Raw genomic sequence first — 12,543 nt, 5'->3', positions numbered from 1 at the left:
GCGGCCACCGTACCAACCGCTCTTGATGAAGCGGTGCGTGATGGTCGGATTCAGCGTGGCCAAACTCTGCTGCTTGAAGCATTTGGCGGCGGGTTTACCTGGGGCTCGGCACTGGTTAAGTTCTAAACCTCAGCAGATTTAAATTTAAGATGCCTAGATAGGCATCTTTTCTTTCTTACTTGGTTTTAAGGAAAACAAAATGAGCAAGTTTGCTATCGTATTTCCAGGTCAAGGTTCTCAGGCAGTCGGTATGCTTGCAGAGCTTGGCGAGCAGTATGATGTAGTGAAACAAACCTTTGCGGAAGCGTCTGAAGCGCTCGGTTATGATCTATGGGCATTGGTTCAGGATGGACCAGCAGAAGATCTGAACCAGACTTTCCGCACTCAGCCAGCACTACTTGCATCGTCCGTTGCTATCTGGCGTGTATGGCAAGAACTTGGCCTGGAGCAACCTGCTAATCTGGCAGGTCACAGCCTAGGTGAGTACTCAGCTCTGGTATGTGCCGGTGTGATTGACTTTAAACAAGCGATCAAACTGGTTGAACTGCGTGGCCGTCTAATGCAGGAAGCGGTACCTGCGGGGACTGGCGCAATGTACGCCATCATCGGTCTGGACGATGAAACAATTGCCAAAGCGTGTGAAGAAGCCGCGCAAGGTGACGTGGTTTCTCCGGTCAACTTCAACTCGCCAGGTCAGGTCGTGATCGCGGGTAGCAAAGACGCGGTAGAGCGTGCTGGTGCTCTGTGTAAAGAAGCGGGTGCGAAACGTGCGCTCCCACTGCCTGTTTCCGTGCCTTCTCACTGTGCACTGATGAAGCCGGCGGCAGACAAGCTCGCCGTAGCGCTTGCAGAGATCGAATTCAATACTCCTCAGCTACCGGTTATCAACAACGTTGATGTAGTGGCGGAAACCGATCCTGCCAAAATTAAAGACGCTCTGGTTCGTCAGCTTTACAGCCCGGTACGCTGGACAGAGAGCGTACAGCTAATGAGCGAGCAAGGCGTTGAGAAATTGCTAGAGTTGGGCCCAGGCAAAGTACTGACAGGCCTGACTAAACGTATCGTGAAAACACTGAGCGGCGCTGCTGTTAACGATATCGCATCGTTAGACGCTGCAAAGTAATTCACAGAGTAAAGGAAAAACGAACATGATGAATCTAGAAGGCAAAATTGCCCTAGTGACCGGTGCCAGCCGTGGTATTGGCCGTGCGATTGCAGAGCTGCTGGTCGAGCGTGGTGCTACCGTAATTGGTACTGCAACGACAGACAATGGTGCTGCTGCGATCAGTGAATATCTGGGTGAGAACGGTAAAGGTTTTGCGCTGAACGTCACGGATGTGGAGTCTATCGAATCGGTACTGAAAGCGATCAATGACGAGTTTGGTGCCATTGATATCCTGGTTAACAACGCCGGTATTACGCGCGACAATCTGTTGATGCGCATGAAAGACGACGAATGGACTGACATCATGGATACTAACCTGACGTCTATCTTCCGACTGTCTAAAGCCGTATTGCGCGGTATGATGAAAAAACGTGCAGGCCGTATCATCAACGTTGGCTCTGTTGTCGGCACCATGGGTAACGCAGGTCAGACTAACTACGCGGCAGCAAAAGCCGGTGTAATTGGTTTTACCAAGTCAATGGCTCGTGAAGTCGCTTCTCGCGGCGTCACCGTCAATACCGTCGCGCCTGGTTTCATCGAAACCGATATGACTAAAGCTCTGAATGATGAGCAACGTGCGGCAACATTGAGCCAGGTGCCCGCTGGACGTCTGGGTGACCCACGTGAAATCGCATCAGCGGTTGTTTTCCTCGCATCTCCGGAGGCAGGTTACATAACTGGTGAAACTTTGCATGTAAATGGCGGCATGTATATGGTTTAATGCTACAGTTGTATCGATTGGTACGGTTTTACGTTGAAAAACCCGCTAAAAAACGATGTAACTGGTGCAATCATGCGTAACATTTGTGCATGATTTAAGTCAAAAATGTACTGAATTTCGGTTAAAATCGCTAAATTTGTGGTTTGACCAGCAAGGACCCCCTTGCAACTTTCAATAGTTCTAATAAACTACGGAACCATCGCATTAGGCGAAATCTGTAAAGGAAAAGAAAAATGAGCAACATCGAAGAACGCGTAAAGAAAATCATTGTTGAACAGCTAGGTGTAGACGAAGCAGAAGTTAAAAATGAAGCTTCTTTCGTTGACGATTTAGGTGCTGATTCTCTAGACACTGTTGAGCTGGTAATGGCTCTAGAAGAAGAATTCGACACTGAGATTCCAGACGAAGAAGCTGAGAAGATCACTACTGTTCAAGCTGCGATCGACTACGTAAACAGCGCTCAGTAATATCTCTCCCAGGCGGCCTTCTGGCCGCCTGTGTTTATCTAACTCTTCTATACCACTCGATAGAACCATTTCAATTCCGGAGTAAAAATCGTGTCCAAGCGTCGTGTTGTTGTCACTGGCATGGGTATGTTGTCACCGGTAGGCAACACTGTAGAATCATCTTGGAAAGCCCTGCTAGCAGGTCAAAGTGGCATCGTGAATATTGAGCACTTTGACACCACCAATTTCTCAACTCGTTTCGCAGGTCTGGTTAAAGACTTCAATTGCGAAGAGTACATGTCAAAAAAAGAAGCCCATAAAATGGATTTGTTTATCCAGTACGGTATCGCAGCCGGTATTCAGGCTTTAGACGACTCAGGTTTAGAGGTTACCGAACAGAACGCCCCACGTATCGGGGTCGCAATTGGTTCTGGTATCGGTGGTCTTGATCTTATCGAAGCCGGTCACACTGCACTGGTAGAAAAAGGCCCGCGTAAAGTTAGCCCATTCTTCGTGCCATCCACAATTGTCAACATGGTGGCGGGTAACTTATCCATCATGCGAGGCCTGCGTGGTCCTAACCTGGCAATTTCTACTGCATGTACCACAGGTTTACATAACATTGGTCATGCCGCACGCATGATCGCATACGGTGATGCAGAAGCCATGGTTGCCGGCGGTGCTGAAAAAGCATCAACGCCTCTGGGTATGGCAGGTTTTGGCGCAGCAAAAGCGCTGTCCACCCGTAACGACGAACCAACCAAAGCGTCTCGCCCTTGGGATAAAGAACGTGACGGATTCGTGCTAGGTGATGGCGCCGGTATCATGGTGCTGGAAGAGTACGAACACGCTAAAGCTCGCGGTGCAAAAATTTACGCAGAACTGGTCGGCTTTGGTATGTCCGGTGACGCTTACCACATGACTTCACCAAGTGAAGACGGTTCTGGCGGTGCACTGGCAATGGAAGCGGCCCTGCGCGATGCGGGTGTCTCTGGCACACAAATCGGCTACGTGAATGCTCACGGCACGTCGACGCCAGCTGGTGACGTTGCGGAAATCAAAGGCATTAAACGTGCCCTGGGTGAAGAAGGTGCCAAACAGGTACTGGTTTCTTCAACCAAGTCGATGACGGGTCACTTGCTGGGTGCAGCAGGTTCAGTTGAAGCGATCATCACAGTACTTTCACTGCGAGATCAGATCGTTCCGCCAACCATCAACCTGGACAACCAGGAAGAAGGGCTGGATATCGACCTGGTGCCTCACACTGCTCGCAAAGTGGAAATGGATTACGCTGTATGTAACTCATTTGGCTTCGGCGGTACCAACGGTTCTCTGATCTTTAAAAAGATTTAAAAGAGAAAACGTTCGAACTATGGTAAAACGGCTTAATGCTTAGCGGCGTTAGGCCGTTTTCTGTTATCGCAGTAAAAAAGGAATCTGGATGTTTTGGCTGAACGGACAAGCGGCTCATTCTGTCTCTCTGTCTGACCGCTCTTTTCAATATGGTGACGGCTGTTTTACCACCATACTGACCCGTAATGGGGAACCTCAGCTGTGGTCGTATCATCAACAGCGTATGCAGGCCTGTTTACGTCTGCTCGGTATTGCAGAGCCAGACTGGCAACAGGTATATGCATGGCTGCAGGCGGCGGCCGGTTCGCAGCCGCTCGCTGGTCTGAAGCTGCATATCAGCCGTGGTGAAGGCGGGCGTGGCTACAGCCCGGCACAGGTTAACCAAGCCAATATCACCATCAGCGATTTTGACTACCCTGCCCACTATGTGCAATGGCAACACGATGGCGTTGAACTGGGGGTTTGCCAGCAAAGGCTGGGTTTAAATCCACTCACCGCCGGTCACAAGCATAACAATCGTCTGGAACAGGTCATACTGCGTGATGAGATGGACCGCGCCGGCCACACAGACGGCGTAGTGCTGGACATCCAAAACCGGGTTGTCGAAACTACTATGGCGAACCTTTTTTGGCGTCAGGGGGACAACTGGTACACGCCCGACCTTGAGGCGGCCGGTGTCGCGGGTGTTATGCGTCGCTTAGTAATGGAACTCGCCGCGCAAAACGGTATCGCTATCCAGCTGGCGCAACAGCCGTTAGAACCGTTACTGGCGGCAGAGGAAGTCTTCATGACCAATTCAATTCTCACTGTTGCCCCTATCGTTCAGATTGACAACACCCGGTTTCCGATTGGAACCACAACCCGAAAATTTCAGGAGCTTATCAACTCGTGATTAGAAAGATCATCTGGCTGCTCGCTTTGTTGGTGCTGTTGGCATCTGCAGGTGGTTGGTATATCAGCCAGCAGACCGAAAAATTTGTACAACAACCGCTCACTCTGGCCCAGGAGCAGATCGTGACGGTGAAATCAGGAACCAGCTTCCAGCGCTTATTGACTCAGTGGATGGCTGAAGAGTGGATAGGCTCTAGCCCCTTTAGTCGTCTGGTCAGCCGACTCTATCCGCAACTGACGCAACTCAAAGCCGGCAGCTATCAATTGCAGCCTGGCATGACGCTTAAACAGGCATTAGAGCAGATTAACAGTGGTAAAGAGCATCAGTTCGCGATTACCTTTGTCGAGGGGAGCCGTTTCAGCGAGTGGCAACAGTCGCTGGCAGAGGCACCACACCTGAAACAGACCATAACGGGGCAAAGTGAAGCCGAGATAGCCAAACGACTGTCAATCGACCGGGATAAACTGGAAGGGCTGTTTTTGGCTGAAACCTACCACTACACTTCGGGAACGACCGATCTGGAAATCCTGCAGCGCGCCCACAATAACTTAAGCAAGATTCTCGACCGGGAGTGGCAACAGAAACAGCAGAAACTGCCGCTTGGAGAACCCTATGACGCCCTGATTCTGGCCTCCATTATCGAAAAGGAGACGGCGGTTGATGGCGAAAGGCGCCGTATCGCTTCGGTGTTTATCAACCGGCTGAATAAGCGGATGCGTCTGCAAACTGATCCCACCGTTATCTACGGCATGGGTGATAAATACGACGGCAACATTCGTAAACGAGACCTGCGCACGCCAACGCCATACAACACCTACGTGATATCAGGTTTGCCGCCAACGCCGATCGCGATGCCTGGTGAAGCATCAATCGCTGCGGCACTGAATCCAGAGCAGAGCAGCTATCTCTATTTTGTTGCCAGTGGCGATGGTGGCCATGTATTTTCTAAAACGCTGACCGAGCACAACCGTGCCGTCCGGGCGTACCTAAAACAGTTAAGAAGCAAGTAATGAAACAAGCAAAATTCATCGTGGTCGAAGGCCTGGAAGGTGCAGGGAAAAGTACCGCGATTAAAACCGTGCTGGACACCCTCAATCAGGCTGGCATTGATAACATAGTCACCACCCGTGAGCCTGGCGGAACCGCGCTGGCTGAAAAGATGCGCGCCCTGGTTAAAGAAGAGCATCCGGAAGAACCGCTCCAGGATATCAGTGAGTTGTTGCTAATGTATGCGGCTCGGGTTCAGCTGGTTGAAACGGTGATAAAACCGGCGCTGGCCAATGGGGCTTATGTGGTCGGTGACCGTCATGACATGTCTTCCCAGGCTTATCAGGGAGGCGGTCGCCAGATTTCTTTCGAAACGATGCAGACGCTCAAACAGACCACACTGGGTGAATTTAAACCAGATTTGACCCTGTATCTGGACATTGATCCAAAGCTGGGGTTAGAACGCGCCCGGGGCAGGGGAGAACTGGACCGAATCGAGAAAATGGATTTGAGTTTCTTTGAACGGACCCGCGCTCGCTATCTGCAATTGGCGGCTGAAGACGATAGTGTCTTGGTCATCGATGCCGGTCAGGCGATAGAGCAGGTTACCGCAGACATCCGTGATGCGCTAACGGCGTGGCTGCAGCAGGAGAGCCAATGAGTGAACTGTATCCCTGGTTAACGACAACCTGGCGCTGCTGGCGTGACAATCTGGTTTCAAATCGGGTCGCCAATGTACTGCTGTTGACCGCAGAACCAGGGTTAGGTGTCGAGCAGTTAACCGAGCAATTCAGCTTAGCCCTGATGTGCAGCCACCAGTCTGACCAGGCTTGTGGTTTCTGCCATAGCTGTCAGTTGATGGCATCACATAATCACCCCGACTACCACCTGGTTCAGCCCGAAAAAGAGGGTAAAACCATCAGTGTAGACCAGATTAGGCAGTGCAATCGTTGGGCACAGGAGTCTTCACAGCTATCGGGTAAACGGCTGATCATTATTCAACCTGCCCAGATGATGACAGAGTCGGCGGCCAATGCGCTGCTGAAGACATTGGAAGATCCGCCGGCGCAATGCATTTTCATTTTACTGGCTGAGCGATCCAGTCAGTTGTTGCCTACCATCGTTAGCCGCTGTCAGCACTGGCATGTTGCGCCACCTATGGTAGAAAGTGCTATCGAATGGTTATCTGAGCAATGCGGTAAAGCCTGCCCGGATTATGTCGTCTCGCTGGCCAATAATGCGCCAGTGCTGGCGAAACAGCTATTTGAGCAGGGACAAGTTGCGAGCTACCAAGAAATAGAAAGCAAATTACTCGGCTGTTTAAACGGTGATAGTTTAGTCATGCTGGATTTGGCTGCGCAACTGGCCAAAGAACCGGGCATTCGCCTTGGCTGGCTGTGGCAATTGCTGGCAGACGCTCAGAAGTGCCATTTTGGTATTGCATCGCTCGGCCAGCTACCGGCGGCTAAATCACTCGCCGAAATGCTCGATTACGATCGACTCTATCAAGCCAGTGAACAACTGGCCCAGCTACAGCACCAGTTGACCCAGTACAGCGGCCTGAACGCTGAACTGCTGATCACCGACTGGCTTATCAGTATTAAAGAGGAAACATGTTTGTAGATTCACACTGCCACCTGGACAAACTGGATTATGAACAATTGCATACCGGTATTGAAGACGTCATCGCCAAGGCGAAAGCGGTTAACGTTCAGTCCATGCTGGCCGTTGGTGTTACGCTGGACTCGATCCCGAACATGCTGGCAATGATAGCGCCGTACGACAATATCTATGCGTCTTGCGGAGTACATCCGTTGGATGTGGAGAGTGACTTCTGCTTAGAAACGCTGCGTGGTTATGCCCGGCAGGACAAAGTCGTCGCTATCGGTGAAACCGGACTCGATTACCACTATCAACCCGAGACGGCACAGCTACAACAACAGCGATTCCGGCAACAGGTTGCTTTGGCCGTTGAAGTCAGTAAACCATTAATCATTCATACTCGTCAGGCACGTGAAGATACCCTGGCAATTCTACGTGAAGGCCAGGCCGAACGATGCGGTGGGGTAATCCACTGCTTTACGGAAGATCTCGACTTTGCAGAAGCGGCGATGGAACTTGGTTTTTATATCTCCATTTCCGGCATTGTGACCTTTCGTCAAGCAACTGAGCTGAAGCAAGTCGTCAAACAGTTACCGCTGGACAGATTGTTGATCGAAACCGATTCACCTTATCTGGCTCCTGTCCCGCATCGGGGAAAACAGAATCAACCCGCCTATGTGGTCGAAGTTGCGGCCTACATTGCACAGCTAAAAGGTATCTCGCTAGCTGAAGTTGGCCAAAAAACCAGTCAAAATTTCAACGATCTTTTTTTGCGTTAGAAAATTTAGTCAGAATAAAAAAGGAGCAACAGCTCCTTTTTTTTGTGCTTCAGATCAATATTTATACATCGCTAGTGGTTGTTTACCAAATCTGTTGAAGATGAGAGCTCAAAAAGTGATATTTGTAATTTTGTTACATAAAATAACATTCGAGTGGATTTTATTTACCCAATAAAATTAATCATAAAAATATAAAAATAATTATAAAACAATAGGTTATATTCAGTATTTTGTGCTTTTGGACAGTTGGGGGATTGTGATCTATAACCTACTTTGAAATTAAATTTCATTAGTCGCTAGAAAATTTGAAGGGCATCAATATATATTTAGAGGCGGAAAATATAATGCTTTCAGTGGTTACATTTTCTATGAGTACTAACATATAGGCTACGGGGGTGTGCCGTTAGGACTCAACAAATTCTAATAAGTTAATCAGGAGCATAAACATGTTTAAAAACCTTTTTGCTAACCTGCAAAAAGTCGGTAAATCACTGATGCTACCAGTATCAGTACTTCCGGTTGCAGGTATTTTGCTTGGTGTGGGTGCGGCGGATCTGAGTTTTATTCCAGACATCGTATCAAGCCTAATGGAACAAGCGGGTGGTTCAGTCTTTGGTCAAATGGCGCTGTTGTTTGCTGTTGGTGTAGCACTTGGCTTCACTAATAACGACGGTGTTGCGGGTCTGGCTGCAATCGTTGGTTACGGTATCATGACGGCAACACTGGGCGTAATGGCTGGTGTTATGGGTGTAGAGAAAATCGACACTGGTGTTCTGGGTGGTATCCTGGTCGGTGGTGTAGCGGCATGGGCATTTAACCGCTTCTTCAAAATCCAGCTTCCTGAATACCTGGGTTTCTTCGCGGGTAAACGCGCAGTGCCAATTATCACTGGTTTCGCGGCGATTGGTCTGGCCATCCTGCTGTCAGTGGTATGGCCACCAGTAGGTGCTGGTATCAGCGCATTCTCTCACTGGGCTGCAGATCAAAACCCACAACTGGCGTTTGGTATCTACGGTATCGTTGAGCGTTCACTGATCCCATTCGGTCTGCACCACGTGTGGAACGTACCATTCTTCTTCGAAGCGGGCACTTGTCAAAACGCTGCTGGCGACATTCAACACGGTGTACTGACTTGTTACCTGGTTGCTGATGAAGCATCTCGTGCTGCTGGTAATGGCTTCGGTCAGCTAGCGGGTGGTTACATGTTCAAGATGTTTGGTCTACCTGCTGCGGCTATTGCGATTGCACACTCTGCTAAGCCAGAGAACCGCGCCAAAGTTATGGGTATCATGCTATCTGCTGCACTGACTTCATTCCTGACCGGTATTACTGAGCCAATCGAATTCTCATTCCTGTTCGTAGCGCCTGTACTGTACGGAATCCATGCTCTGCTGGCTGGCTCTGCATTCGTTGTAACTAATACGCTGGGTATCGTACACGGTACGTCTTTCTCTCACGGTCTGATTGACTTCACTGTACTATCTGGCAACGCGCAAAACATGGTGCTGATGGTTGGTTGTGGCCTGGTATACGCAGTTATCTACTACGTAGTATTCCGCGCAGTAATCAAGGCTCTGGATCTTAAGACTCCTGGTCGTGAAGACGAATCTGACAATGGCATATCAGAAGTTGCTGGCTCAGATTTGGCAGGTGAACTGGTTAACGCATTCGGCGGCAAAGAGAACATCACTGGTCTTGACGCATGTATTACCCGTCTGCGTGTAGCGGTTGCGGAAACTGAAAAAGTTGACCAAGAAAAACTGAAACAACTGGGCGCTGCTGGTGTTGTAGTTGTAGCAGGTGGTGTTCAGGCTATCTTCGGTACTAAGTCTGACAACCTGAAAACAGAAATGGATGAGTGGATCCGTCACCACGCCTAATCGTGGATAAGTAACCACTTAAGAGATTATCTCATTCGATAAAGGAGGCTTAGGCCTCCTTTTTTTGTGCCTGTCATCCAGTTTCAAGCTGGCATCTGCCTATTCACCGAGTTGAGTTAGCTGGATTAACTATCGCACTCTGCTGTCGGGCGGATAACCTAGCTCTGACAAAACAGCGACTATTATTAGTTATAAATTATCCAGCAATAAACATGGGATATGTGTAATGAAAAAATTATTTCCGCTGGCTTGCGTTTTGTTGGCAAGCCCTAGCTTAGTGAATGCAGCTGGAGATCCACAGCTTGCAGTGGGTATGGCACTGGATCAACAGCTAAGTGCTGTGCTGGAAATTGATAAGCAGTATCGTCTGACACTGGGTAACAAAGGTATGGCGTTCGACTATATCGCCAAGCGGGGTCAGTTCCAGGGCAATGTGCCTTTTACCTGGTATGTCGGTGGTGGTGCCTGGGCAGAATGGAAAGATGATTTTGGCGTTCGGGTACCACTGGGCGTGAACTGGAACTTCAGTCGTGGCTGGGACATGTACGGTCAGGTACATCCTGAGTTAAACCTCCACCGAGGACCGAAGTTGCAACTGGGTGCTGCGCTTGGGGTGAAGTACAGCTTTTAAAATCGTAAGGTAGTTAGTACTCAATCAGAAAACAAAAATGCCGGCAAATCGCCGGCATTTTTCTTATCGATAGAGATGGTTGGATTACTTGTCCATTGCGCGCTTGATGCAGATTGCGGCTCCGCCCCAAGTAATGCCCAGGCCAAGAACCATCATAATGATTGCTCCAGTGGTCATATTAAGCCTCCTTACGGCTAGTCGCGTTGATAATCAGGCCAGCTACAAATAGTGCAGCTATCAAAGCCCAGCCCAGGGTCAGGTCATAACCGCCGTAGCCTTCGGTCAGCAGAGTATGCAGCTTGGTCACCAGGATGATCGCCAGGATGACAGGAGTTATGAAGCGCAGACATACGTCGAACCAGGTTCCGATAGTGAAATCAGACAGGTCATTAACATAGTTACGGACTTCGGTCACCTGATTCAGTAGCCACGCCATCAGTACGATTTCTACCAGACCACCGACAATGATGCCGACGTTGTTGGCGAAATGGTCGACCAGATCCAGCAGCAGCAGGCCACCGTTAGTCGCGAATGCCATGGAAATCACCAGCCCGGTACCGATAACGATATTGGCTGCTTTCTTACGGCTCCAGTTCAGTTTATCGATAACCGCTGAAGTCACCGCTTCCATGATGGAAATGTGCGAGCTCAGTCCGGCTACAACCAGCGCAAAGAAGAAGAGTGGACCTAGGATATACGGCGCAGGCAGCAGGTTGATTGCCGCTGGTAGCGTTACAAATGCCAGGCCAACACCGGCCGAAACTACGTCAGTCAGCTCTTTACCTTGCTCTTGAGCCATGTAACCCAACACGGAGAAGATCATGATACCCGACAGAATTGAGAAACCACAGTTGATCAGCACTGTCATAAAGGCGTTGTTAGTGATGTCCGATTTTTCTGGCAGGTAGCTTGAGTAAGCCAGCATGATGGCAAAACCGATACTTAGGGTGAAGAAGATCTGGCCATAAGCGGCAGCCCAGACTTTTACGTCCCAAATCTTACTGAAGTCAGGTTCGAACATGTAGTTCACGCCATCAATAGCACCCGGTAGGAAGATCATGCGGCCGATCAGCAGGATTACCATAAAGAACAGCACCGGCATCATAATTTTGGATGCGCGCTCGATGCCCGCTTTTACCCCACCGACGATAGCGGCGTAAGTGATGCCCCAGGCAATCAGCATTGCGATAGCAATCTTCCACTGGATACTGCCCAGATTCGTCGGAGAGTTGTCACCCAGTTGCAGGTATTCACCGAAGAAGTAGCCATTGGTGTCTGTGCCCCATTCTTGAGTAAAAGACATGCCAAAATAGGAAATAGCCCATCCGATTACCGCAACGTAGTAAACGGCGATAACGGCAGCGACACCGACCTGAAACCAGCCGAGCCACTCAAACTTAGAATGGATTTTACCCAGTGTTTTAGGCGCAGAACCACGGTATTTGTGACCCATGCTGAATTCCATAATCATAAATGGAATACCGGCGGTAATCATGGCAAAAAGGTAAGGAATAAAAAATGCGCCACCGCCATTCTCGTAGGCCATATAAGGGAAACGCCAAATGTTACCCAATCCGATTGCAGATCCGACTGCTGCCAGGATAAACCCGGCACGGGATCCCCACTGTTCTCGCTTCATTTAATAACTCCTTTTAACTTCCTGAGGTTATGAAGCTTTTCTTAGGCTAAAAGTCATCCAGTCTCTTTACCTGAAACACTCACTGTTATTGTGTATGTTTACTGTGTCTATAATCGGCAAAAAGATAGAAGAGTAGTTATAAGTTTTATTAGCCAGTAGAAAACTCAGAATAATATTCTTAATTGTACGATGTGTGTTTGCGAAATCTGAAATATTCAGCTGCGCATGGCCTAGAGACTACCGATTATTCGAATTTAGCGCAATAGATTCCCGACCTAATCAAGAAGAGCTAGTTTGGCATAAATGATAAGTAAATTGAGTGTGGCAGGTTTATGATTGGGTAATGGTTAAATTTTATAGCATTATATGTTAACGGATGTTTTTCATTTGGTGTTTTAGACTAAATGTATTATTTAGAGTGTCTGACTGAAAATTGTTCATCCCCCCG

General features: G+C 49.1%; 14 protein-coding genes. 12 read left to right on the top strand and 2 right to left on the bottom strand.

The window, feature by feature from the left end; genetic code table 11:
* The 12 genes from ACQY6F_RS16540 to ACQY6F_RS16485 form a co-directional block, all read left to right on the top strand.
* A partial coding sequence (locus ACQY6F_RS16540) for a 3-oxoacyl-[acyl-carrier-protein] synthase III C-terminal domain-containing protein (RefSeq protein ID WP_428775986.1) occupies positions 1-126 on the top strand: 126 nt, incomplete at its 5' end.
* 73 nt (positions 127-199) lie between these two features.
* Positions 200-1,123, top strand: a complete 924-nt coding sequence (gene fabD / locus ACQY6F_RS16535) for an ACP S-malonyltransferase (RefSeq protein ID WP_428775984.1) — start codon at positions 200-202, stop codon at positions 1,121-1,123.
* Positions 1,124-1,151: 28 nt separating this feature from the next.
* Complete coding sequence (gene fabG / locus ACQY6F_RS16530) at positions 1,152-1,886, top strand: 3-oxoacyl-ACP reductase FabG (protein ID WP_428775985.1); 735 nt, start codon at positions 1,152-1,154, stop codon at positions 1,884-1,886.
* A gap of 233 nt (positions 1,887-2,119) precedes the next feature.
* Entirely contained in the window at positions 2,120-2,353 is a 234-nt protein-coding gene (gene acpP / locus ACQY6F_RS16525; protein ID WP_004406112.1) for an acyl carrier protein, read from the top strand.
* 90 nt (positions 2,354-2,443) lie between these two features.
* Complete coding sequence (gene fabF / locus ACQY6F_RS16520) at positions 2,444-3,685, top strand: beta-ketoacyl-ACP synthase II (RefSeq protein WP_428775982.1); 1,242 nt, start codon at positions 2,444-2,446, stop codon at positions 3,683-3,685.
* A gap of 88 nt (positions 3,686-3,773) precedes the next feature.
* A complete protein-coding gene (gene pabC / locus ACQY6F_RS16515) occupies positions 3,774-4,577 on the top strand; it encodes an aminodeoxychorismate lyase (protein ID WP_428775980.1) in 804 nt (267 codons plus the stop codon).
* Positions 4,574-5,587, top strand: a complete 1,014-nt coding sequence (mltG, locus tag ACQY6F_RS16510; RefSeq protein ID WP_428775978.1) for an endolytic transglycosylase MltG — start codon at positions 4,574-4,576, stop codon at positions 5,585-5,587. Before pabC ends, mltG begins: the two co-directional genes overlap by 4 nt.
* Complete coding sequence (gene tmk, locus ACQY6F_RS16505; RefSeq protein ID WP_428775977.1) at positions 5,587-6,225, top strand: dTMP kinase; 639 nt, start codon at positions 5,587-5,589, stop codon at positions 6,223-6,225. Before mltG ends, tmk begins: the two co-directional genes overlap by 1 nt.
* Complete coding sequence (gene holB / locus ACQY6F_RS16500; protein WP_428775975.1) at positions 6,222-7,187, top strand: DNA polymerase III subunit delta'; 966 nt, start codon at positions 6,222-6,224, stop codon at positions 7,185-7,187. Before tmk ends, holB begins: the two co-directional genes overlap by 4 nt.
* Complete coding sequence (locus tag ACQY6F_RS16495) at positions 7,178-7,945, top strand: TatD family hydrolase (protein WP_428775974.1); 768 nt, start codon at positions 7,178-7,180, stop codon at positions 7,943-7,945. Before holB ends, ACQY6F_RS16495 begins: the two co-directional genes overlap by 10 nt.
* 446 nt (positions 7,946-8,391) lie before the next feature.
* A complete protein-coding gene (gene ptsG, locus ACQY6F_RS16490; RefSeq protein ID WP_428775973.1) occupies positions 8,392-9,825 on the top strand; it encodes a PTS glucose transporter subunit IIBC in 1,434 nt (477 codons plus the stop codon).
* 226 nt (positions 9,826-10,051) lie between these two features.
* A complete protein-coding gene (locus ACQY6F_RS16485) occupies positions 10,052-10,456 on the top strand; it encodes a hypothetical protein (protein WP_428775971.1) in 405 nt (134 codons plus the stop codon).
* An 84-nt stretch (positions 10,457-10,540) separates the two neighbouring features.
* Here ACQY6F_RS16485 and ACQY6F_RS16480 read toward each other — a convergent pair whose 3' ends face one another.
* Both ACQY6F_RS16480 and ACQY6F_RS16475 read right to left on the bottom strand, forming a co-directional pair.
* Positions 10,541-10,633 carry a MetS family NSS transporter small subunit gene (locus ACQY6F_RS16480; RefSeq protein WP_428775970.1) on the bottom strand — a complete coding sequence of 31 codons (93 nt, stop codon included), beginning with the start codon at positions 10,631-10,633 and terminating at the stop codon, positions 10,541-10,543.
* Between the two features lies 1 nt (position 10,634).
* Positions 10,635-12,095: a sodium-dependent transporter gene (locus ACQY6F_RS16475; RefSeq protein ID WP_428775969.1), complete on the bottom strand. Its 1,461-nt coding sequence runs from the start codon at positions 12,093-12,095 to the stop codon at positions 10,635-10,637.
* Between the last annotated feature and the right edge of the window lie 448 nt (positions 12,096-12,543).

Source organism: Vibrio sp., from assembly GCF_050299255.1.
Classification (GTDB): domain Bacteria; phylum Pseudomonadota; class Gammaproteobacteria; order Enterobacterales; family Vibrionaceae; genus Vibrio.
This window is presented reverse-complemented; position numbering and strand designations above follow the sequence as displayed.